Origin of the sequence: Variovorax sp. TBS-050B (assembly GCF_029893635.1) — a bacterium.
GTDB lineage: Bacteria > Pseudomonadota > Gammaproteobacteria > Burkholderiales > Burkholderiaceae_C > Variovorax.
Map to the genome: position 1 here is coordinate 4,673,774 of NZ_JARXYR010000002.1, position 21,359 is coordinate 4,695,132.

Here is a 21,359-nt window from a genome sequence, read left to right on the forward strand (position 1 = left end):
CCCTTCTTGCGAAGCGCCGGCAACGGCGAAATCCCTTCGATACGACTCGCTCTGTCACGCCCTTGCGGGCTTTTTTGCCGTCAGGCCGACGCGGGCGCCGGCGTTTCCGACGAAGCCGGCTTGGGGCTGGCCCCCGGCTTCTTGCGGCCCGGCGCGATCATCATGATCATCTGCCGGCCTTCGAGCTTCGGGAACTGCTCGACGACGATGGTGTCGCCCAGCTCGTCGCGAATGCGCTGCAGCAGGGCCAGACCGAGTTCCTGGTGCGTGATCTCGCGGCCGCGGAAGCGAAGCGTGATCTTGCACTTGTCACCGTCTTCAAGAAAGCGCCGGATGTTGCGCATCTTGATGTTGTAGTCGCCGTCGTCGGTGCCGGGCCGGAACTTGATTTCCTTGACCTCGATGACCTTCTGCTTCGACTTCGCTTCGGCCGCCTTCTTCTGCTCGTGGTACTTGAACTTGCCGTACTCGATCAGGCGGCACACCGGCGGGTTGGCCGCCGCGACGACCTCCACCAGATCCACGTCGGCCTCACCCGCCAGGCGCAAGGCCTCGGAGAGACTCATGACGCCTAGTGGCTCGTTCTCCGGGCCGACAAGGCGGACTTCCGGGGCCATGATTTCCCGGTTCAGGCGGTGTTGGCGTTCCTCGCGGTGGCGGCGGTCGCGAAATGCAGTAGCGATGGTCAGAATCCTTCAAAAATAGCTACAAAATCTGTAGCGGACGCCGGTCAGTCCTCGCGGACAAGCGGCAAGATCGGTCGAGAAGCACATGTGGGGGTGCTTGCGGGACAAATCAACGCTTGTCGGCAACGTCCTGGACGAGCCGTTGCACGAACGATTCGAGGGACATTGCACCGAGGTCCTGGTTGCCCCGGGCGCGCACTGCGACGGCACCAGCTTCCTTCTCTTTGTCGCCCACGACAAGGATGTAGGGAAGCTTTTGCAACGAATGCTTGCGTATTTTATACGTAATCTTCTCGTTGTGCAGGTCGAGCTGAACCCTAAGCCCTTGATTTTGCAGCGTTTTCGCAACTTGTGCCGCGTAATCCGCCTGTCCTTCGCTGATATTGAGCACCGCCACCTGCACCGGAGCGAGCCAGGCGGGCAGCGCGCCGGCATGGTGTTCGATCAGCATGCCGATGAAGCGCTCCAGGCTGCCGACGATGGCACGGTGCAGCATCACCGGATGGGCGCGGCCGCTCGATTCGGTCACGTACTCGCCGCCGAGGCGCTCGGCCGTGTTGAAGTCGACCTGCATCGTGCCGCACTGCCACTGGCGGCCCAGCGCGTCCTTGAGCGTGTACTCGATTTTCGGGCCGTAGAACGCGCCGTCGCCGGGGGCGATGACGAAGTCCACCCCCGAGCGGCGCAGCGCCTCCATGACGGCATGCTCGGCCTTGTCCCAGAGCTCGTCGGAGCCGACGCGGTTGTCCGGCCGCGTCGCGACCTTGTAGAGGATGTCGGTGAAGCCGAAGTCGGCATACACCTTCTGCAGTTGGGCCGTGTAGGCCACGCATTCGTCGAGGATCTGGTCTTCGGTGCAGAAGATGTGGCCGTCGTCCTGCGTGAAGCCGCGCACGCGCATGATGCCGTGCAGCGCGCCGCTCGGCTCGTTGCGGTGGCACTGGCCGAACTCGCCGTAGCGCAGCGGCAGGTCGCGGTAGCTGCGCAGGTCGCTCTTGAAGATCAGCACGTGGCCGGGGCAGTTCATCGGCTTGAGCGCGTAGTCGCGCTTTTCCGATTCCGTCGTGAACATGTTGTCGCGGTAGTTCTGCCAGTGGCCCGTCTTCTCCCACAGGCTGCGGTCGAGGATCTGCGGGCCCTTCACTTCCCAGTAGCCGGTGTCGCGGTAGATGGCGCGCATGTACTGCTCGACCGCCTGCCAGATCGCCCAGCCCTTGGGATGCCAGAACACCACGCCCGGCGCCACCTCGTCGATGTGGAACAGGTCGAGTTCCTTGCCGAGCTTGCGGTGGTCGCGCTTCTCGGCCTCTTCGATGCGCTGGATGTACTGGTCGAGCTGCTTCTTGTCGGCCCAGGCCGTGCCGTAGATGCGCTGCAGCTGCTCGTTCTTGGCGTCGCCGCGCCAGTAGGCCCCGGCCAGCTTGGTGAGCTTGAAGACCTTCAGGAAGCGCGTGTTCGGCACGTGCGGGCCGCGGCACATGTCGACGTATTCCTGGTGGTAGTAGAGGCCCATCGCCTGCTCGTCGGGCATGTCCTCGACCAGGCGCAGCTTGTAGTCCTCGCCGCGCGACTTGAAGACCTCGATCACCTCGGCGCGCGGCGTCATCTTCTTGACCACGTCGTAGTCCTGCGCGATCAGCTCGCGCATGCGCGCCTCGATGGCGGCCATGTCCTCGGGCGTGAAGGGGCGCTCGTAGGCGATGTCGTAGTAGAAGCCTTCCTCGATCACCGGGCCGATCACCATCTTCGCGGTCGGATAGAGCTGCTTCACCGCATGGCCGACCAGGTGGGCCGTGGAGTGGCGGATGATCTCCAGGCCCTCTTCGTCCTTGGGCGTGATGATCTGGAGCTTGGCGTCATGGTCGATGAGGTCGCTGGCGTCGACCAGCCGGCCGTCGACCTTGCCGGCCACCGTCATCTTGGCAAGGCCCGGTCCGATGGACTGGGCCACTTCGGCCACCGAAACCGGGCCGGGGAACTCGCGGCGCGAGTTGTCGGGAAGCGTGATCTGGATCATGGAAAACCTCTGGAGAAAAACAAAAAAGCGCGGTGGGTGCCGCGCTTTGCTTGGTTCGGATGCTGGAAGAAACCAGCGCGCGCAGGCTACCGGCGCTTTTCCTCGAAGAAAAAGCCGCTCGTTCCTTGCGGAGTAGTTCGCGGTGTCATAACCAAGATGCCTTTCTCGCTCTTGTTGGGTGCGGAGCTTTCGATTCTATCCGTTGCGTGTCGGGCGCCGGTCCGGCAGAAAAAAGCCCGGCGCGCGGCCGGGCTTGGAATGACGGCGAGCGCCGTCGGGGGTGTCTCCCGGATCAGTGGAACTGCTCTTCCTCGGTCGAGCCGGTCAGCGCGGTCACGCTCGACTTGCCGCCCTGGATGACCGTGGTCACTTCGTCGAAGTAGCCGGTGCCCACCTCCTGCTGGTGCGACACGAAGGTGTAGCCGCGGTCGCGCGCCGCGAATTCGGGCTCCTGCACCTTCTCGACGTATGCCGACATGCCGCGCTTCACGTAGTCCTGCGACAGGTCGAACATGTTGAACCACATCGAGTGGATGCCCGCCAGCGTGATGAACTGGTACTTGTAGCCCATGGCGCCCAGTTCCTTCTGGAACTTGGCGATCGTCGCGTCGTCGAGGTTCTTCTTCCAGTTGAAGGACGGCGAGCAGTTGTAGGCCAGCAGCTTGCCCGGATGCACCTTGTGGACCGCCTCGGCGAACTTGCGGGCGAATTCCAGGTCGGGCGTGCCGGTCTCGCACCACACCATGTCGGCAAAGTGGGCGTAGGCGACGGCGCGGCTGATGGCCTGGTCCATGCCCTTCCTGGTCTTGTAGAAGCCCTCCGCCGTGCGCTCGCCGGTGAGGAAGGGCTTGTCGTTCTCGTCGTAGTCGCTGGTGATGAGGTCGGCCGCCTCGGCGTCGGTGCGGGCAATCACGAGCGTGGGCACGCCGCACACGTCGGCCGCCATGCGCGCGGCGATGAGCTTCTGCACCGCCTCGGTCGTGGGCACGAGCACCTTGCCGCCCATGTGGCCGCACTTCTTGACCGAGGCCAGCTGGTCCTCGAAGTGCACGCCGCCGGCACCGGCCTTGATCATGGCCTTCATCAGCTCGAAGCCGTTCAGCACGCCGCCGAAGCCGGCTTCGGCGTCCGCGACGATCGGGGCGAAGTAGTCGACGTAGCCCGCATCGCCGGGGTTCACGTTCTTCGACCACTGGATCTCGTCCGCGCGGCGGAAGGTGTTGTTGATGCGCTCGACCACCTGCGGCACCGAGTCCACCGGGTAGAGCGACTGGTCGGGGTACATCGAGGCGTAGCTGTTCGCATCGGCGGCCACCTGCCAGCCCGAGAGGTAGATCGCCTTCACGCCGGCCTTCACCTGCTGCATGGCCTGGCCGCCGGTGAGCGCGCCGAGGCAGTTGACGTAGGGCTCGTTGTTGACCAGCTCCCAGAGCTTCTCGGCGCCGCGGCGCGCGAGCGTGTGCTCGATGGGGAAGGAGCCGCGCAGGCGCACGACGTCGGCGGCGCTGTAGCCGCGCTTGATGCCCTTCCAGCGGGGATTCGTGGCCCATTCTTTCTCGAGGGCGGCAATCTGTTGTTCGCGGCTCAGTTGTTCGGTGAGGGTCTGGGGCATGGTCACTCCGTGAGGTTGTTGAATCGATCGGCCTCGCTGGCCTTGGCATCCACTCTAAACCGATGCACCACTCTTATGTCTTATAGAAGACATATTTTTAAACGAGTAAAATCAATGGTTTAGCCTCTTCATTCCTCAATGCAAAATTATTTTTCTCATATCGAGAAAAAATATTGCGCCGCAGCAGTCGGCGTTTTCGCAATGCGCAACGGCTCTTTCAGTGTGAAAAACAGTCGTTCAGCGCGTCACGAAATGCGCCATCCAATCGCCGCATTCGATGACCGCACGTCCTTCGATGCGCGACGGATGGATCTCGTAGACGAGGCAGTCGAAGCGCCGCCCGCCCGCCCGCACCACCACATGCCGGCGGATGTATTCGCCGCTGTCGTCCGCGGCCACGCCTTCGAGCAGATCGAGTTCGGCCTCGACCGCCGCATCGATGCGGTAGATCTCGCCCGCCACGCGGCCGGCTCCGCCTAGCACCACGCCCGGGTAGGCGCCGAGGTCGTAGAGCGTGCCCGCGATGGCCGCGTCGGCCACATGGACCGGCGCCGGACGGTAGCGCGCGATGTCGTTGCGGCCGCCGCGCCGCAGCGTGCCGTAGACGAAGACGTGGCGCTGCCCGCGCGCATCGCTCGGGTCATCGGCAACGGGCGGCTGGGGCATCATCGAACTCCTTTTCGAACAAGCCGCCCAGTCTATTGAACGCCGCCGCCCCGCACTCCAGCCGCCTCGTGGCCTACGGCTGCCTGGCCTTGAGCATGTCGCTCGTCGGCGCCTACGTCGCCCTGTCCAAGCCCCTGACCGCCGCATTGCCGGTGCTGCTGCTCGCATGGCTTCGCTTCGGCATCGCCGCGCTCGCGATGCCGCACTGGCTGCGGCGCGCACCGGACGAGCCGCCGATGAGCCGGCGCACGCGTGGGCTGGTGTTCCTCGAATCCTTTCTCGGCAACTTCCTGTTCTCGATCTGCATGCTGTTCGGCGTCAGCATGACCAGCGCGGTGTCGGCGGGCGTGATCATGGCGTCCATCCCCGCCGCGGTGGCGGTCGCGAGCTGGCTCTTCCTGCGCGAACGCATCACGGCGCGCATCGCGCTCGCCATCGGCTGCGCCGTGCTCGGCATCGGGCTGCTGGCACTCCCGCCCGCGCATGCGCCGGCCGCGGCGCCCGATGGCGCTGCGCGAGTGGCGATGCCCTGGCTGGGCAACCTGCTGGTGTTCTGCGCCGTGCTTTGCGAGGCGGCGTATGCGGTGATCGGCAAGTCGCTCACGGGGCGGCTCGGGCCGAAGCGAATCTCCTCGCTCATCAACCTCTGGGGCTTCGCGCTCTCGACGCCCTTCGGCATCTGGTTCGCATGGCGCTTCGACTTCTCCGCCGTGGGCGTCGGCATCTGGATGCTGCTCGTGGTCTACGCGCTCGCAGCGAGCATCTGGACCGTGTGGCTGTGGATGACCGGCCTGCGCCACGTGCCCGCCGCGCAGGCCGGCGTGTTCGCCGTGATGCTGCCCGTCAGCGCGGCCCTGGTGGGCGTTCTGGTACTCGGGGAGAGCCTCTCCGGGGTACAGCTGATTGCGTTCGCGCTGGCGCTTCTCGGCGTGGTGCTTGCCACCTGGCCCCCACGCCAGAGCTGAAGACACGCAGACGCCCCTCTGAAAAAACAACAGCGCCCAATGAAAAAACGTCTTTTTCCCTTGGAAACGCGTTTTTTCTCCTTTAGCATCCGCAGTGCCACTGGAGACGACAGTCTTTCATTGGTGAACGTTCAACCAAAAAAGGAAATCAACCATGGCAACTGCAAAGAAGGCTCCGGCCAAGAAAGCTCCTGCGAAAAAGGCCGCACCGGCGAAGAAGGCAGCCCCCGCGAAGAAGGCTGCTCCTGCCAAGAAGGCGGCTCCCGCGAAGAAGGCCGCACCGGCCAAGAAGGCTGCTCCGGCGAAGAAGGCACCTGCCAAGAAGGCTGCTCCCGCCAAGAAGCGCACGCCCAACGCCGCGTTCATGAAGGCCCTGACCCCCAGCCCGGCACTCGCCGCCGTCGTCGGCTCCACGCCGCTGCCGCGCACCGCCGTCGTGAGCAAGCTGTGGGACTACATCAAGAAGAACAACCTGCAGGACAAGGCCAACAAGCGCAACATCAACGCCGACGCCAAGCTGAAGGAAATCTTCGGCAAGCCGCAGGTGTCGATGTTCGAACTGGCCGCGCTGATCGGCAAGCACGTCAAGTGAGCGCCCGGGAGCTTCGCGCTCCTGCCTCAGGAAAGCCCGCAGCCGCGGGCTTTTTTTTCGCCTGCGCGCGGCGCGCGCTCAGGCCCTCGCCTGCTGCTGCCTGGCCGTGCGCGTGATCGACGCCAGCGTGCCGCGCGTGGTGATCACCTCGGGGTCGAGCGGTATCTCGATCAGCGTGCCGGTGTCGGCGGCCAGTGCGCGCATCAGCGCGGCCTCGAACTGCGCCGTTTCGGTCACGCGCTCAGCCGCATAGCCGTAGGCGCGCGCGAGGCCGCAGAAGTCGGGATTGCGCAGCGCCGTGCCACTGGTGCGTTCGGGGTACTCGCGCTCCTGGTGCATGCGGATGGTGCCGAACATGCCGTTGTTCAGCAGCACGATGATGCTCTTGCCGCCATGCTGCGAGGCCGTGGCGAGCTCCTGCCCGGTCATCAGGAAATCGCCGTCGCCCGCGATGGTGAAGGCCACCCGCCCCGTCGCGAGGCTGGCCGCGATGGCAGCGGGCACGCCGTAGCCCATCGCGCCGCTGGTGGGCGCCAGCTGCGTCTTCGCGCCCTTGGCCAGGCCGTGGTAGCGGAAGTAGCGATGCACCCAGCTCGCGAAGTTGCCGGCGCCGTTGGTGATCGCGGCATCGGCCGGCAGATGCTTCTGCAATGCCGCCACCACGGCCGCCATGTCGACCGCGCCGCGCGGCGTTTCGGCCGGCATGCCGGCGAGCGGCTGCGGCACGAGCCAGGCTTCGTAGTCGGCATGCGCTTGGCGCGTCCAATCCTCCCACGGCAGCGTCGGCGGCGCGCTCAGCACTTCGAGGCTGCGCGCGGCGGCGCTCATGCCGGCGTTGATCGCCAGGTCGGCGCGGTACACGCGGTTGAGCTCCTCGGCGCTGGCATGGATGTGCACCAGCTTCTGCCGGGCCTTCGGCGCCTCGAGCAGCGTGTAGCCGCCGGTCGTCATCTCGCCCAGGCGCGGGCCGATCGCAATGACCAGGTCGCTGTCCTTCACGCGCTGCGCGAGCTGCGGATTGATCGCGATGCCCACGTCGCCCACGTACAGCGGATGGTGGTTGTCGAAGGTGTCCTGGAAGCGGAAGGCGTTGGCCACCGGCAGCCGCCAGTTCTCGGCGAAGCGCTGCAGCGCCTGCGCGGCCTGCGGGGTCCAGCCGCCGCCGCCCGCGATCACCAGCGGCCGCTCGGACTGCAGCAGCAGTTCGCGCAGCGTGCGCAGCGCGCCCGGATCGCTCCAGGGCTGCACCGCCTCCACGCGCGGCAGCGGGCGCGCAGCGGTCTCTCGGCGCAGCATGTCCTCGGGCAGCACCAGCACCACGGGTCCGGGGCGTCCGTTCATCGCGGTCGCGAAGGCGCGCGAGACGTACTCGGGAATGCGGTCCGCCTCGTCGATGCGCTCGACGCGCTTGGCGAAGCCCTTGGTGCTCGGACCGAAGAAGCTCGCGTAGTCGACCTCCTGGAAGGCCTCGCGGTCGCGGAAGTCGCTGCCCACGTCGCCGACGAAGAGCACCATCGGCGTCGAATCCTGGAATGCGTTGTGCACGCCGATCGATGCATTGGTCGCACCCGGGCCGCGGGTGACGAAGCACACGCCCGGCCGGCCGGTGAGCTTGCCGTGCGCCTCCGCCATGAAGGCCGCCCCGCCCTCCTGGCGGTTGACGATGAAGCGGGCCCGGTCGCGGTAGGCGTGGAAGCCGTCGAGCACCGCGAGAAAGCTTTCGCCTGGCACGCCGAACGCGATCTCCATGCCCTGTTCGATCAGGCACTCGACGATCAGGTGGCCTGCGGGTTGTGATGTACTCATGAGAAGTCGAACCTCGTTGCAATGTCTCCGGCGATTATGTGCGTCCCCTCTCCGCGCCTTGCGTTAATTCACCAAATGGTTAAATTCTCGCCATGAAGGCCCCCAAGGATTCCCCGCCCGAAGCGATCGAGCCGCGCTCGCGCGATGCCGACCGCTCGCAGCTCGCCATCCTGGCGTCGGCGCGCGACGAGTTCGCACAGCGGGGCCTGGCCGGGGCGCGCATGGACAGCATCGCCGCGCGCGCAGGGCTCAACAAGCGCCTCATCTACTACTACTTCGGCAGCAAGGACGACCTCTTCCTCGCGGTGCTCGAACGCACCTACGCCGACATCCGCGAAGCCGAGCAGCGGCTGCATCTCGACGAGATCGACCCGGTCGAAGCCATCCGCCAGCTGGTCTCGTTCACCTGGCACTACTACCTCGAGCACCCGGAGTTCATCACGCTGCTCAACAGCGAGAACCTCCACGGCGCGACGCACCTCAAGCGCTCGGAGCGCATCCAGGAGATGAACTCGCCGCTGGTGCAACTGCTCGACACGGTGCTCGAGCGCGGGCGCCGCGCCAACCTGTTCCGCGCCGGCGTGGACCCGGTGCAGCTCTACATCTCCATCGCGTCGCTCTGCTACTTCTATCTCTCGAACAGCCACACGCTCTCGGCCGTGTTCGGGCGCGACCTGCGCGCACCGAAGGCCATGGCGCAGCGGCTCTCGCACATGACCGACCTCGTGCTGGGCTACGTCCTGCACTGAGCGCTGCCTGGCCGGCCGGGCCACTCCGGGTATCCACCGATGCGCAGCGGTTGCGCTGCTCGCACAGGCTTTTTAGAATCCACAATTCACCCGATGGTGAATTAATCGATTCGACAAGGCGGCCCGGCCGCACGGAGACAACCATGAAGCAACTTGCTCGCACCACCGCACTGGCCACGCTTACCTGCCTCGCCGCCCTGCTGCCGGGTCTGGCGTCCGCGCAGAACGGCTATCCCACCAAGCCGATCCGCGTGATCGTGCCGTTCGCAGCCGGCAGCACCACCGACATCATTGCGCGCGCCATCACCGACAAGATGGGCCAGAGCATGGGCCAGACGCTGGTGGTGGACAACCGCGGCGGCGCCAGCGGCACCATCGGCCAGCAGGCGGTGGCCACGGCCGCGCCCGACGGCTACACGATCATGATCCACTCGTCGTCGCACACGGTCAGCCCCTCGACCTTCGCCAAGCTGCCCTTCGACACGGTGAACGATTTCGCCGCCGTGACGCCGATCTCCTCGCTGCCCAATGCGCTGGTGATCTCGCCGGCAAAGGGCATCAAGACGCTGCAGGAGCTGGTGGCGGCGGCCAAGGCCAAGCCGGGCACCATCAATTTCGCCTCGGCCGGCCAGGGCAGCGCGACGCACCTGAACGCCGAGAAGTTCAAGCTCGCGGCCAAGATCGACGCCACCAACATCCCGTTCAAGGGCTCGGCCGAGGCGGTGACCGAGGTGCTCTCGGGCCGCGTCGACTACTACTTCTCGCCCATCGCGCCGGTGATCGGCCAGATCAAGGAAGGCCAGCTGCTGGCGCTGGCCGTGGGCTCGCCCAAGCGCGCCGCCGCCTTGCCCGAGGTGCCGACCACGGCCGAAGCGGGCGTGCCCGGCTCCGAGTTCAACTTCTGGATCGGCATGATGGCGCCCGCCAAGACCCCGCGCGAGATCGTCAACCGGCTGCACGACGAGGTCGCCAAGGCACTCGCGTCGCCAGAGGTCAAGGAGCGCTTCCTGAAGCTCGGCGCCGACGCATGGACGCTCAAGCCCGAGCAGTTCGACGCCTACATCAAGGACGAGATCAAGGCCAACGCGACGCTCGTCAAGGCCGCCGGCCTGGCGCCGCAGTGAACCGCCTCCCGTCGTTTCGTTTCCTCCGCTTTCCCACTCCCTTTCGGCTCAACACATGGCTACACAACGACTCGGACTGATCATGCACGGCGTCACCGGACGCATGGGCATGAACCAGCATTTGATCCGCTCCATCTGCGCAATCCGCGCGCAAGGCGGCGTCACCCTCTCCAACGGCGACAAGGTCATGCCCGACCCGATCCTCATCGGCCGCAACGCCGAGAAGATGGAAGCGCTCGCCAAGGCCCACAACATCGCGCGCTGGGGCACCGACCTCGACAAGGCGCTGGCCAACAAGGAAGACACGATCTTCTTCGACGCCGGCACCACGCAGATGCGCCCGTCGCTGCTCGCCAAGGCGATCCGCGCCGGCAAGCACGTGTATTGCGAGAAGCCGATCGCCACCAACCTCAACGAGGCGGTCGAGATCGCGCGTCTCGCGCAGGGCTCGGGCCTGAAGCACGGCGCGGTGCAGGACAAGCTGTTCCTGCCCGGGCTGCGCAAGCTCGACATGCTGCGCCGCGCGGGCTTCTTCGGCCGCATGCTCAGCGTGCGCCTGGAGTTCGGCTACTGGGTGTTCGAGGGCGACCTGCAGCCGATCCAGCGCCCGAGCTGGAACTACCGCAAGGAAGACGGCGGCGGCATGATCCTCGACATGATGTGCCACTGGCGCTACGTGCTCGACAACCTCTTCGGTGAGGTCAAGTCGGTGTCGTGCATCGGTGCCACCCACATCCCCACGCGCTGGGACGAGGCCGGAAAGCCCTACCAGGCGACCGCCGACGATGCCGCCTACGCCACCTGCGAACTCACCGGCCACAACGGCGAGCCCGTGATCGCGCAGCTCAACATGAGCTGGGCCACGCGCGTGCGGCGCGACGACCTCGTGACCTTCCACGTCGACGGCACCGACGGTTCGGCCGTGGCCGGCCTGTCGAGCTGCCGCGCCCAGTCGCGCGTGGCCACGCCGCGCCCGGTGTGGAACCCCGACGAGAAGCAGATGATGAACTTCTTCGACCAGTGGCAGGAGATCCCGGACTCGCAGGTCTACGACAACGGCTTCAAGATCCAGTGGGAGCACTTCATCCGCCACGTGGTCGAGAACGAGCCGTACAAGTGGACGCTGCCCGAAGGCGCCAAGGGCGTGCAGCTGGTCGAGGCCGCGCTCGAATCGTGGAAGGACCGCCGCTGGATCGACGTGCCCGCGCTCGAGGTCTGAGGCAGGCAGCATGGCACTTTCACTGACCCTTCCCACCGCGGGCGGCTCGCTCGCGTCCTATGCGCTGCGCGGCGCGGCACCGGTCAAGCCCGATGCCGGCCTCAGGTTCAACCGCATCGCCTATTCGGCCGCGCACGTGGTGGCCGACCCGCTCGCGGCCATCGACCCATGGCTGCAGTGCGCGGTCGACTGGGACGCCACCATCGCCTACCGCCGCCACCTGTTCTCGCTCGGGCTCGGCGTGGCCGAGGCCATGGACACGGCGCAGCGCGGCATGGGCCTCGACTGGCCGACCTCGCTCGAACTGATCCGCCGATCGCTCGACGCGGCCAAGGATGTGCCGGGCGCGCTCGTCGCCTCGGGCTGCGGCACCGACCACCTGAACATCGACGACGTGAAGAGCGTGGACGACGTGATCCGCGGCTACGAGGAGCAGATGGCCGCGATCGAGGCGCTCGGCGGCAAGCTGATCGTGATGGCGAGCCGCGCGCTGGCCCGGGTCGCGAAGAGCCCCGCCGACTACGAGCGCGTGTACGACCGCATCCTGCGCCAGGCCAAGCAGCCCGTGGTGCTGCACTGGCTCGGCGACATGTTCGACCCCGCGCTCGCGGGCTACTGGGGCAGCAGCAACGTCGATGCCGCGATGGACACCGCGCTCGCGGTCATCGCGGCGCACCCCGAGAAGGTCGACGGCATCAAGATCTCGCTGCTCGACAAGGACAAGGAGATCGCGATGCGCCGGCGCCTGCCCGCGGGCGTGCGCATGTACACGGGCGACGACTTCAACTACGCCGAGCTGATTGCGGGCGACGGCTTCGGCAGCGAACCGACGCATGGCCGCAGCGATGCGCTGCTCGGCATCTTCGACGCCATCGCACCGGCGGCGAGCGCCGCGCTCGGCGCGCTGGCGCAGGGCAACACCGAGAAGTTCCACGCCATCCTGGGGCCCACGGTGCCGCTGTCGCGCCACATCTTTGCGGCGCCGACGCGCTTCTACAAGACCGGCGTGGTGTTCATGGCCTGGCTCAACGGGCACCAGAAGCACTTCACGATGGTGGGCGGGCAGCAGAGCACGCGCTCGCTCGCGCACTTCGCCGAACTGTTCCGGCTTGCCGATGCGGCGAACCTGCTGGAGCAGCCGGAACTCGCGGTGCGGCGCATGAAGACGCTGCTGTCGCTGCACGGCGTGGAGTGAGCCCGTCCATGCGCGACTTCTCGCAGAACCACGACTGGCTCTCGATCAACACCGCCACCGTGCGCAAGCAGTCGGGCGCCGAGGTGCCGCTCGACCGCATCGTCGACCAGTGTGCCGAGCGCGGCATCCGCGCCATCAGCCCCTGGCGCGACCAGGTGGCGGCGGTCGGACTCGACAAGATCGCGCGGCAGCTCAAGGCGCACGGCATCGGGCTTTCGGGCTACTGCCGCGGCGGCTTCTTTCCGGCCGCCGACGCCGCGGGACTGACGGCGGCGCTCGACGACAACCGCCGCGCCATCGACGAGGCGAAGGCGCTCGGCGCGCCCTGCCTCGTGCTCGTCGTCGGCGCGTTGCCCGGCGCGCTCGACGGCAAGGCCGCCTACAAGGACATCGGCCGCGCGCGCGGCGAGGTGCGCGACGGCATCGCCGCCTCGCTCGAGTACGCGCGCGAAGTCGGCATGCCGCTCGCCATCGAGCCGCTGCATCCGATGCAGGCGGCCGACCGCGCCTGCATCAACACGCTCGAACATGCGCTCGACCTCTGCGACGAGCTCGATGCGGACAGGAGCGGCATGCTCGGCGTGGCGCTCGACGTCTACCACGTGTGGTGGGATCCGAAGCTCGCGCAGCAGATCGCGCGCGCCGGCCGCGAGCGCCTGCTCGCCTACCACGTCTGCGACTGGCTCACGCCCACGCGCGACCTGCTCTCCGACCGCGGGATGATGGGCGACGGCGTGGTCGAGCTGAAGAAGATCCGCGGCTGGGTCGAGGCCGCGGGCTTCGCGGGCTTCAGCGAGGTGGAGATCTTCTCGAACCTCGACTGGTGGCAGCGCCCGGGCGCGGAGACGCTCGACGTCTGCATCGAACGGCACCGCACGGTCGTCTAGGCTGTCGGAAAGCGGGAGCGGACAGCCGAACGCAGAAGGAAGACAAAGATCACGCAGAAGTCGCAGAAGAATCCAGAAAGCCTTTTTCTGTTTTCCTTCTGCGACTTCCGCGCCACCTTCGCGACTTCCGCGTTCGGCTGTCCGCAGCCTGTGCTGCAATCCGCGCATGGCTGACCCGACCCTCGACGACCTGCGCCGGTATGCGGTGGCGCGCACCCTCTTCAGGCCGACCACCTTGCCCGCCGCAATCCGGCAGCTGGGCTTCGTGCAGGCCGATCCGATCCGCGCCCCGGCGCGTGCGCAGGACCTCACGCTGCGCCATCGCGTGAAGGACTACCGCGCCGGCGACCTCGAAAGCCGCTACACCCGACTCGCGGTGGAGGAAGACTGCCTCGTCAACTACGGCTTCCTGCCGCGCGAGCACGTCGCGCTGATGCATCCGCGCGAGGCCCGGCAGCCCTGGGACGCCGACACCCGCCGCAAGGCCGCCGACGTGCTGGCCTTCGTGCGCGAGCGCGGGCCGGTGCATCCGTGCGAGGTCGAGCAGCACTTCGCCCACGGCCGCGTCAAGAACTACTGGGGCGGCTCGAGCAACGCAAGCACGCGGCTGCTCGACGGCCTGCACTACCGCGGCCTGCTGCGCGTGGTCCGGCGCGACAGCGGCACGCGCGTCTACGAGGCCGTGACGCATCCGCCCGCCGACGAGAGTCCCGCCGGCCGCGCCCGGCGCGCCGCGGCGCTCATCGACCTGGTGGTGCGCAAGTACGCGCCCCTGCCCGCAGCGAGCCTGACCTACCTCGTGCGGCTGCTCGGCTACGGCGCGCCGCATCTCGCAGCGCAGACGCAGGCGGCGCTGCGGCTCGCGCGCGAGGAACTCGCGAGCTGCCGCATCGACGGCACCACCTGGTACTGGCCTGCCGGCGAGAACCCGGTTTCGCGCCGCCATGCGCCCGACGATGCGGTGCGCCTGCTCGCGCCCTTCGACCCGGTGGTGTGGGACCGCCGCCGCTTCGCGCTGCTCTGGGGCTGGACCTACAAGTTCGAGGCCTACACGCCCGCGCCGAAGCGGCAGTTCGGCTACTACGCGCTGCCGATGCTGTGGCACGACCGCGTGATCGGCTGGGCCAACGTCGCGGCCAGCGCCGGCGAGCTGCAGCCTGCCTTCGGCTATGCGGGCAAGCCGCCGCGCGACGCGGCCTTCCGCCTTGCGCTCGACGAAGAGCTGCAGCGCATGACCGAATTTCTCTCGAAGCGCTGAGCCGCGCGCTGCCCGCCCCGGACGACGAGGGGCTTTGGCTCGTGCGTGACAGCACGCGGCGGCCGTCCTGCCTAGAATCGCCACCGCTCCGGCGCAAGCCGGGGCAGCGTTCTCAGGGCGGGGCGAAATTCCCCACCGGCGGTCATGGCGGTTCTCTTCGCAAGAAGGGCCGTACGAGCCCGCGAGCGCCCGCGGCCTGCCACAGGCTGCGGGGTCAGCAGATTTCGGTGCGATTCCGAAGCCGACGGTCACAGTCCGGATGAAAGAGAGCGCGAAATGCGGGGTCGCCCCGCGTGCTGCGCCATGGCGCGGCACGCGGCGGCTGCCTTGCGGTTTCGTGCGCCCTGATTCAGGAAACCTGCTTTCAACCAAGAGGCACACCATGAGTCAGATCAACGACCTTCCCCTTTCCGCCATCGCCAGCGCGGATTCCCCGCGCGGCCAGCGCATCGCCTTCGTCGAGGCGCAGTGGCATGCCGACATCGTCCACCAGGCGCGCGAGGCCTTCCTCGCCGAGATGGAGCGCCTGGGCGTGGCGCGCGACGTCATCGACGTGTTCGACGTGCCCGGCGCCTTCGAGATACCGCTGCATGCCAAGCGGCTCGCCAACTCGGGGCGTTACGCCGCCATCGTGGGCTGCGCGCTGGTGGTCGACGGCGGCATCTACCGCCACGAGTTCGTCGCCAGCACCGTCGTCGGCACGCTGATGTCGCTGCAGCTCGAGACCGACGTGCCGATCTTCTCGGCCGTGCTCACGCCGCACCACTTCCACGAGCACGTGGAGCACCGCAAGTACTTCCACCGCCATTTCGCGGTCAAGGGCACCGAGGTGGCCGAAGCCTGCGTGAAGACGCTCGAGGGCCTGAAGAAGATCGACGCGCTGCTGGCCGCGTGACAAGGGGTGGCCGTCGGCGTAATCTGCGCCGATGTCCACTCCAACGCCTTCTTCCAACCGCTACACCCTCTACGGCGCGCCCGGCTCGGGCGCCACACCCATCCATGCCGCGCTGACGCTGATCGGTGCGCAGGTCGACGTGGTCGACGTCTCGCCCTGGGAGGGCGAGGCCGAGCGCGAGCGCGTCGCACCCGTCAACCCGATGCGCCAGGTGCCGGCGCTGGTGCTGCCTTCGGGCGAACTCATGACCGAGAGCGCGGCGATCCTGCTGTGGCTCGGCGACCGCCATCCGGAGGCCGGGCTCTGCCCCGCGCCCGGCGACCCGCTGCGCGCGCGCTACCTGCGCTGGATGGTCTACCTGTCCGCCGCGATCTATTCGATGTACTGGGTGCGCGACGATCCATCGCGCCTCGTGCCCGATCCGGCCGCGCAGCCGGCCATGCTCGAGCGCACCGCCGAGCGCATCGCCGCCTGCTGGCGCCTGATGGACGCGCAGATCGGCACGCCCGCGCCCTACCTGCTCGGCGACCGGCTCGGCATGCTCGACCTGTACGTGACCGTGCTGTCGCGCTGGACCCCGCACCGCGAGCGCTTCTACCGCGAGGCGCCGCGCATGGCCGACGTGGTGAAGCGCGTCGATGCCGATCCGCGCCTGGCCGATTTCTGGGCCGCGCGCTTTCCGTTCGTGCCGGGCTGGGAACGGGGCAACAGCTGAGCCGGCCTTGTTTCGATAATCGCGCCATGCCGAAGAAAGCCGCCACCACCGACTACCCGATGACGATCTACCACAAGCCCAACTGCAGCACCTCGCGCAACGTGCTGTCGCTGATCCGCGAGAGCGGCGTGGAGCCCGAGATCGTCGAATACCTTCAGACGCCGCCGTCGAAAAAGAAGCTGCGCGAACTGGCCGCCGCCATGGGGCTGGGCGCACGCGACCTGCTGCGCACGAAGGAAGCGCCCTACGCCGAACTGGGCCTCGACGATCCGAAATGGACCGACGATCAGCTCTTCGGCTTCATCGAGCAGAACCCGATCCTGCTGCAGCGCCCGATCGTGGTCTCGCCGCGCGGCACGCTGATGTGCCGGCCGTGGGCGCGCGTGCGCGAGATCCTGCCTGCGGCCTGAGGAAGCCGGCGCTCAGGCGGAGGCCGGCACCAGCGCCGTGCGGCGCACGCGCGTCACGTTGAAGGCGCTCGCGACCAGCACGCCCTGCACGATCGCGAGTCCGACGATCACGCTCGTGTACTGGGCATGGTCCATCAGGCGGCCGAACACCAGCGGCGCAGCCGCCTGGCCGATGTCGAGCCCCGCGTACACCACGCCGTAGACGCGCCCGGTCGCATTCGGCGGCGTGGAGCGCTTGACCAGCAGGTCGCGCGAAGGACCCGCAATGCCCGAGACGAAGCCCATGGCGCCGAAGAGCACCGGGACCAGGATCGGCGGGAACTGCGCGAAGGCCAGCACCAGGGCCAGCGCCGCGGCCACGCCGAAGCCCGTTCCCACGATGCGCTCGCAGCGCGAGGGCTCCGACGCCAGGAAGCCGCCCGCCACCATGCCGGCTGCGCTCGCCACCATGTAGACCGTGAGGCAGACCGCGACCAGCGCCACCGGCACCGCATGCAGGTGGCCGGCCGCCACCGGCGCGAAGGTCTGAACCACGCTGATCACCACCGCATACAAGAAGAAGAAGCCGAAGCACATCCACACGGCGGGGATGCGCAGGAAGTCGAACTCGCCGCCGATCGGCGCCGGCTCGCCCTGCCCCGTGGCCTTGTGCACGGCCTTCACGTCGAGCGCGAGCACGCTGCGGTAGACCCAGAGCACCAGCAGCACCACCACCGCGAGCGCACCGGCCGACGCCAGCGCGACGCGCCAGGAGAAGGCGATCGCGATCGGCACCACCAGGGCCGGCGCCAGCGCCCAGCCCAGGCTGCCGGTGATGCCGTGCACGCTGTAGGCATGGCCGAGGCGCGTCGGCGCGACCTTGCGGTTGAAGAGCGTGTAGTCGACCGGATGGAACACGCCGTTGCCGATGCCGCCGACCACCGCGCACAGCAGCAGCATCCAGTAGCTCTGTGCCAGCGCATAGCCGAAGGCCGCGAGCGCGAGCGCGCCAAGCCCGACGAACAGCACCGGCCGCGGACCGAGCTTGTCGACCACGAAGCCCGAGGCCGCCTGCACGATGCACGAGACCACGAAGAACACCGTCAGCACCGCGCCGAGTTCGGTGTAGCTCGCGTTGAAGGCGTCCTTGAGCCACGGAAACAGCGGCGCGAGGATCAGCTGGCTGAAGTGGCTGATCGCGTGGGCCAGGCCCACGAGGCCGATCAACTGGGCATCGCCGCGCAAGGTGTTGGCGTTGTGGGGAGCGCTGGCGGTCGGGGTGGAGGAAGACATGGATTGCTACAAAAAACCGGATCGGGCACCGATGCTATGTCCGCAGGCCGCGGCAGAATGGCGATACAGCGACAACATTTGTCGAAACCATGCCACGCACCCCTTCGTCTCCGCCCACCCCCCCGTCGCCGGTCACCAGCGTCGCTTCGCTCACGCCGCATCTCTACGCGCCCGACGCGGTGCGCCCGCTGCGCGCCAAGGAACACTTCCTGAGCGCCGACACCTTCGTCGAGCTGCACCAGCACCCCTGGCCGCAGCTCACCTTCTCGACCCGCGGCGTGATCCGGCTCAACACGCAGGACGGCAGCTACATCGTGCCGCCGTCGCGCGCGGTCTGGGTGCCCGCCGACATGCCGCACAGCATCATGCTGATCGAGGATGCCGAACTGCGCACCGTGTACCTGCATGCCTGGCTCGGCCCGCCATGGGAGAAATGCGAAGTGCTCGAGATCAGCCCGCTGCTGCGCGCGCTGATGCTCGCGCTCGACACCACGCCCGACGGCCTGCCGCCGACCGACCCGCATGCGCCGCAGCGCGAACGGATGATCGCGCCGCTGCTGGTCGACGAGCTCGAACGCGCCACGCAGATCCGCATCGACGTGCCGCTGCCGGCCGACAAGCGGCTGCGCCAGCTCTGCGAGACGCTGCTGCGCAACCCCCGCCGACCGCGCCACGCTGGCCGAGCGCGCCGCCGCCATCGGCGCCAGCGAACGCACCGTGGCGCGGCTCTTTCGCGACCAGCTCGGCATGAGCTGGCAGCAGTGGCGCCAGCAGGCGGTGATGGCGCATGCGCTGCCGCTGCTCGCGCGCGGCATGGCGGTGAGCCAGGTCGCCGCGGCCAGCGGCTACGCCACGGACAGCGCCTTCTGCGCGATGTTCAAGGCGGCGACCGGCCGCTCGCCCACCTCGTTCCAGCACAAGAAGCGATCGGCGGCACTGGCCTGAGCGGTCACGGCGCTCTGGCAAGATCGGCGGGTTTCGCGACCCGCACAGAAGCCCGGACCACCGACTGCCCCATGGCGCCCCATTCCCGACCGCATCGCCCCCTCACCTGGACCGCCGACATCGGCGCGCGCATGCGCCGGCTCTTCTGGCTCAAGGCGATCGGCACCACGGTCTTCACCTGGCTCTTCTTCATCGGCTACTTCCACCTGCTGCGCAACCCGGCCCACCCGGTCGCGGTGATGCCGCTCACGGCCCTCGACCACCTGATCCCTTTCCAGCCGTATGCGCTGGGCGCGTACCTCTCGCTCTGGTTCTACGTGGGCATCGCGCCGGGGCTGCAGCCGAACTTCCGCGAACTGGTGGTCTACGGGCTCTGGATCGGCGCGCTGTGCCTCACCGGGCTGGGCCTGTTCTATCTCTGGCCGACGCAGATCCCGCCGCTCGCCATCGACGTCTCGGGCTACCCGGGCTTCGCGATGCTGCAGGGCGTGGACGCCGCGGGCAACGCCTGCCCGTCGATGCACGTCGCGGTCGCGATCTTCACGGCCATCCGGCTCGACCACGTGCTGCGCGAAGCGCGCACGCCGGTCTTCTTTCGCGTGGCCAACTGGGCCTGGTTCGCGGCCATCGCCTACTCGACGCTGGCGGTCAAGCAGCACGTGGTGCTCGATGCGCTGGCCGGCGCGCTCTTGGGCATGGCCTTTGCATTCCCGTCGCTGCGCTGGCGGCCGGCGGCCCGCAGGCAAAGCAGGACGCGGGTGGGAGCGGATATCATTGGCGACCACTGACCCACAACATGCCGAGCGAGGAAGGGGTCGATCCCACGGCGCCCACCTCGGGTCGCGATCGATCAGCGGCTGGCACACGACGACAGGCATCGCACGATGAGTTCGCTGAAGGAATTGCAGGACCTGATCCACGAGAAATACGGCATCGAACCGTCGAAGCTCGACCCCAACGCATCGATGCGTGAGACCGGCGGGCTCGACTCGCTGGCGCTGGCCGAATTCCTCTTTGCCATCGAAGACCATTTCGGCATCACCATGCCCGACGACGACGCGAACATCGACACGCTCGGCGAGCTGGCGGTGCTGGTCGACAAGGTCAGGGCCGCCAAGACAGCGTGAAGCACGAGGTCAGCGTCACCGGCCTCGGCGTCGTGGCGCCGCATGGCAGCGAGCCGGACGCACTGTTCGACGCCCTGCTCGACGGCCGCTCGGCCATCCAGCCGATCTTTCCCGACCTGCCCAAGCCCGCCGCCGCCGCCACGGTGGCCTTCGACGAGACGCGCTGGTTCACCAAGCTGCAGCTCGCCGGCGTCGACCGCGTGAGCCAGCTCGCGGTGGCCGCCGCCGACCTCGCGCTGCAGGATGCAGGCCTCGCGCGCGACGACACCGACCCCGAGCGCATCGGCGTCTACGCCGGCTGCGGCATGGGCGGCGCCGCGGCGCTGGAGGCGGCCTACCGCGGCGGCATGCGCGTGCCGCCGCTCACCATTCCGGCCTTCATGCCCAATGCGCCCGCGGCGCACGTGGCGATGCGCAACGGCGTGCAGGGGCCGGTGCTGACCTATTCGGTCGCCTGCGCCTCGTCTTCCGTGGCGATCGCCGAAGCCGCCAAGGCGGTGCAGCGCGGCGAGGTCGACGTGGCCATCGCGGGCGGCAGCGAAGCGCTGATCGTGCCCGGCGTGGTGCTGGCCTGGCAGGCGATGCAGACGCTCGCGAGCTTCCAGCCCGGCGAGGCCGCCACCGCCGTGCGACCGTTCGCGGCCGACCGAACCGGCTTCGCGCTCGGCGAGGGCGCGGCCTTCGTGGTGCTCGAATCGACCGAACATGCCCGCCGCCGCGGTGCCCGCAGCCATGCCACGCTCGCGGGCTGGGGCCTGGGCAGCGATGCCACGCACCTCACCAAACCCGACGCCGCCGGCCAGGCCCGCGCCCTGCGCGCCGCGCTGCGTGAAGCCGGGCTGCAGCCGCGCGACGTGGGCTACTGCAACGCACACGGCACCGCCACGCGCATCGGCGACGTGGTCGAAAGCCATGCGCTCGCCGAAGTCTGGGGCGCCGACCTCGACCGCCTGCGCGTCAGCTCGACCAAGGCGCTGCACGGCCACATGCTCGGCGCGGCCGGCGCGATCGAGGCGGTGATCACCGTGCTCGCGCTGCAGCGGCGGCAGCTGCCGCCCAACGCGCATGGCAGCGCACCCGACGCCGCATGCAACCTCCACCTCGTCTCGCCCGGCGCAACCGCCGCGCCCGAAATCGAGGCCGCCATCAGCAATTCCTTCGCTTTCGGCGGGACCAATTCCGTGCTCTTGTTCCGCAGGGCCTGAAGCCTGCAACGCCC

At 68.0% G+C, this 21,359-nt stretch carries 19 protein-coding genes, 2 pseudogenes and 1 riboswitch; of the genes and pseudogenes, 15 read left to right on the forward strand and 6 right to left on the reverse strand.

Annotated elements, in window-relative coordinates; translation table 11 throughout:
* Window positions 1–80 precede the first annotated feature (80 nt).
* From infC to M2165_RS24805, 4 genes are all read right to left on the reverse strand, one after another.
* Window positions 81–692, reverse strand: a complete 612-nt coding sequence (infC, locus tag M2165_RS24790; protein WP_280817618.1) for a translation initiation factor IF-3 — start codon at window positions 690–692, stop codon at window positions 81–83.
* A 103-nt stretch (window positions 693–795) separates the two neighbouring features.
* Window positions 796–2,703 (reverse strand): threonine--tRNA ligase, encoded by a 1,908-nt coding sequence (gene thrS / locus M2165_RS24795; RefSeq protein ID WP_280817214.1) that lies wholly within the window; start codon window positions 2,701–2,703, stop codon window positions 796–798.
* A 292-nt stretch (window positions 2,704–2,995) separates the two neighbouring features.
* Complete coding sequence (gene aceA / locus M2165_RS24800) at window positions 2,996–4,315, reverse strand: isocitrate lyase (protein WP_280817215.1); 1,320 nt, start codon at window positions 4,313–4,315, stop codon at window positions 2,996–2,998.
* 237 nt (window positions 4,316–4,552) lie between these two features.
* Window positions 4,553–4,981: a gamma-glutamylcyclotransferase gene (locus tag M2165_RS24805; RefSeq protein WP_280817216.1), complete on the reverse strand. Its 429-nt coding sequence runs from the start codon at window positions 4,979–4,981 to the stop codon at window positions 4,553–4,555.
* 35 nt (window positions 4,982–5,016) lie between these two features.
* On the opposite strand from M2165_RS24805, the gene M2165_RS24810 reads away from it, so the two are divergent.
* Both M2165_RS24810 and M2165_RS24815 read left to right on the forward strand, forming a co-directional pair.
* Window positions 5,017–5,946 carry a DMT family transporter gene (locus tag M2165_RS24810; protein ID WP_280817217.1) on the forward strand — a complete coding sequence of 310 codons (930 nt, stop codon included), beginning with the start codon at window positions 5,017–5,019 and terminating at the stop codon, window positions 5,944–5,946.
* Window positions 5,947–6,100: 154 nt separating this feature from the next.
* A complete protein-coding gene (locus M2165_RS24815; RefSeq protein ID WP_126018423.1) occupies window positions 6,101–6,538 on the forward strand; it encodes an SWIB/MDM2 domain-containing protein in 438 nt (145 codons plus the stop codon).
* A 78-nt stretch (window positions 6,539–6,616) separates the two neighbouring features.
* On the opposite strand, the gene M2165_RS24820 is transcribed toward M2165_RS24815, so the two are convergent.
* Window positions 6,617–8,344 (reverse strand): thiamine pyrophosphate-binding protein, encoded by a 1,728-nt coding sequence (locus tag M2165_RS24820; RefSeq protein ID WP_280817218.1) that lies wholly within the window; start codon window positions 8,342–8,344, stop codon window positions 6,617–6,619.
* A 92-nt stretch (window positions 8,345–8,436) separates the two neighbouring features.
* Here M2165_RS24820 and M2165_RS24825 point away from each other — a divergent pair, with 92 nt between their 5' ends.
* From M2165_RS24825 to arsC, 9 genes are all read left to right on the forward strand, one after another.
* Window positions 8,437–9,093: a TetR/AcrR family transcriptional regulator gene (locus M2165_RS24825; protein WP_280817219.1), complete on the forward strand. Its 657-nt coding sequence runs from the start codon at window positions 8,437–8,439 to the stop codon at window positions 9,091–9,093.
* 143 nt (window positions 9,094–9,236) lie between these two features.
* On the forward strand, window positions 9,237–10,217 hold the full coding sequence (locus tag M2165_RS24830) for a tripartite tricarboxylate transporter substrate binding protein (RefSeq protein WP_280817220.1): 981 nt from the start codon (window positions 9,237–9,239) through the stop codon (window positions 10,215–10,217).
* 55 nt (window positions 10,218–10,272) lie between these two features.
* Entirely contained in the window at window positions 10,273–11,436 is a 1,164-nt protein-coding gene (locus M2165_RS24835) for a Gfo/Idh/MocA family oxidoreductase (RefSeq protein ID WP_280817221.1), read from the forward strand.
* A 10-nt stretch (window positions 11,437–11,446) separates the two neighbouring features.
* The gene (locus tag M2165_RS24840) at window positions 11,447–12,631 is read left to right on the forward strand and encodes a dihydrodipicolinate synthase family protein (RefSeq protein ID WP_280817222.1); all 1,185 of its coding nucleotides are present in this window, start codon (window positions 11,447–11,449) and stop codon (window positions 12,629–12,631) included.
* An 8-nt stretch (window positions 12,632–12,639) separates the two neighbouring features.
* Window positions 12,640–13,518, forward strand: a complete 879-nt coding sequence (locus M2165_RS24845; protein ID WP_280817223.1) for a sugar phosphate isomerase/epimerase family protein — start codon at window positions 12,640–12,642, stop codon at window positions 13,516–13,518.
* A gap of 166 nt (window positions 13,519–13,684) precedes the next feature.
* On the forward strand, window positions 13,685–14,776 hold the full coding sequence (locus M2165_RS24850; RefSeq protein WP_280817224.1) for a crosslink repair DNA glycosylase YcaQ family protein: 1,092 nt from the start codon (window positions 13,685–13,687) through the stop codon (window positions 14,774–14,776).
* A gap of 104 nt (window positions 14,777–14,880) precedes the next feature.
* Window positions 14,881–15,051, forward strand: a riboswitch (FMN riboswitch).
* A 107-nt stretch (window positions 15,052–15,158) separates the two neighbouring features.
* On the forward strand, window positions 15,159–15,671 hold the full coding sequence (locus M2165_RS24855; protein ID WP_280817225.1) for a 6,7-dimethyl-8-ribityllumazine synthase: 513 nt from the start codon (window positions 15,159–15,161) through the stop codon (window positions 15,669–15,671).
* Window positions 15,672–15,702: 31 nt separating this feature from the next.
* The gene (locus M2165_RS24860; protein ID WP_280817226.1) at window positions 15,703–16,386 is read left to right on the forward strand and encodes a glutathione S-transferase family protein; all 684 of its coding nucleotides are present in this window, start codon (window positions 15,703–15,705) and stop codon (window positions 16,384–16,386) included.
* Between the two features lie 26 nt (window positions 16,387–16,412).
* A complete protein-coding gene (gene arsC, locus M2165_RS24865) occupies window positions 16,413–16,796 on the forward strand; it encodes an arsenate reductase (glutaredoxin) (protein ID WP_280817227.1) in 384 nt (127 codons plus the stop codon).
* Between the two features lie 12 nt (window positions 16,797–16,808).
* Here arsC and M2165_RS24870 read toward each other — a convergent pair whose 3' ends face one another.
* Window positions 16,809–18,068, reverse strand: a complete 1,260-nt coding sequence (locus tag M2165_RS24870) for an MFS transporter (protein WP_280817228.1) — start codon at window positions 18,066–18,068, stop codon at window positions 16,809–16,811.
* Window positions 18,069–18,157: 89 nt separating this feature from the next.
* On the opposite strand from M2165_RS24870, the pseudogene M2165_RS24875 reads away from it, so the two are divergent.
* The 4 genes and pseudogenes from M2165_RS24875 to M2165_RS24890 all read left to right on the forward strand — a co-directional run bounded on the left by M2165_RS24875 (window position 18,158) and on the right by M2165_RS24890 (window position 21,345).
* Window positions 18,158–19,013 (forward strand): annotated as a pseudogene (locus tag M2165_RS24875) (helix-turn-helix transcriptional regulator).
* A 308-nt stretch (window positions 19,014–19,321) separates the two neighbouring features.
* A pseudogene (locus tag M2165_RS24880) lies at window positions 19,322–19,801 on the forward strand (phosphatase PAP2 family protein); the annotation flags it as partial.
* 96 nt (window positions 19,802–19,897) lie between these two features.
* Complete coding sequence (locus M2165_RS24885) at window positions 19,898–20,140, forward strand: acyl carrier protein (RefSeq protein WP_280817229.1); 243 nt, start codon at window positions 19,898–19,900, stop codon at window positions 20,138–20,140.
* Window positions 20,137–21,345, forward strand: coding sequence for a beta-ketoacyl-[acyl-carrier-protein] synthase family protein (locus M2165_RS24890; RefSeq protein WP_280817230.1), 1,209 nt, complete (start codon window positions 20,137–20,139; stop codon window positions 21,343–21,345). The genes M2165_RS24885 and M2165_RS24890 overlap by 4 nt, the downstream gene beginning before the upstream one ends.
* Window positions 21,346–21,359 lie beyond the last annotated feature (14 nt).

Bases quoted from the DNA above. Each gene is read 5' to 3' on its own strand.
- thrS (WP_280817214.1), bottom strand. From the start codon at position 2,703: ATGATCCAGATCACGCTTCCCGACAACTCGCGCCGCGAGTTCCCCGGC.
- aceA (WP_280817215.1), bottom strand. From the start codon at position 4,315: ATGCCCCAGACCCTCACCGAACAACTGAGCCGCGAACAACAGATTGCC.
- M2165_RS24805 (WP_280817216.1), bottom strand. From the start codon at position 4,981: ATGCCCCAGCCGCCCGTTGCCGATGACCCGAGCGATGCGCGCGGGCAG.
- M2165_RS24815 (WP_126018423.1), top strand. From the start codon at position 6,101: ATGGCAACTGCAAAGAAGGCTCCGGCCAAGAAAGCTCCTGCGAAAAAG.
- M2165_RS24820 (WP_280817218.1), bottom strand. From the start codon at position 8,344: ATGAGTACATCACAACCCGCAGGCCACCTGATCGTCGAGTGCCTGATC.
- M2165_RS24825 (WP_280817219.1), top strand. From the start codon at position 8,437: ATGAAGGCCCCCAAGGATTCCCCGCCCGAAGCGATCGAGCCGCGCTCG.
- M2165_RS24830 (WP_280817220.1), top strand. From the start codon at position 9,237: ATGAAGCAACTTGCTCGCACCACCGCACTGGCCACGCTTACCTGCCTC.
- M2165_RS24835 (WP_280817221.1), top strand. From the start codon at position 10,273: ATGGCTACACAACGACTCGGACTGATCATGCACGGCGTCACCGGACGC.
- M2165_RS24840 (WP_280817222.1), top strand. From the start codon at position 11,447: ATGGCACTTTCACTGACCCTTCCCACCGCGGGCGGCTCGCTCGCGTCC.
- M2165_RS24845 (WP_280817223.1), top strand. From the start codon at position 12,640: ATGCGCGACTTCTCGCAGAACCACGACTGGCTCTCGATCAACACCGCC.
- M2165_RS24850 (WP_280817224.1), top strand. From the start codon at position 13,685: ATGGCTGACCCGACCCTCGACGACCTGCGCCGGTATGCGGTGGCGCGC.
- M2165_RS24855 (WP_280817225.1), top strand. From the start codon at position 15,159: ATGAGTCAGATCAACGACCTTCCCCTTTCCGCCATCGCCAGCGCGGAT.
- M2165_RS24860 (WP_280817226.1), top strand. From the start codon at position 15,703: ATGTCCACTCCAACGCCTTCTTCCAACCGCTACACCCTCTACGGCGCG.
- arsC (WP_280817227.1), top strand. From the start codon at position 16,413: ATGCCGAAGAAAGCCGCCACCACCGACTACCCGATGACGATCTACCAC.
- M2165_RS24870 (WP_280817228.1), bottom strand. From the start codon at position 18,068: ATGTCTTCCTCCACCCCGACCGCCAGCGCTCCCCACAACGCCAACACC.
- M2165_RS24885 (WP_280817229.1), top strand. From the start codon at position 19,898: ATGAGTTCGCTGAAGGAATTGCAGGACCTGATCCACGAGAAATACGGC.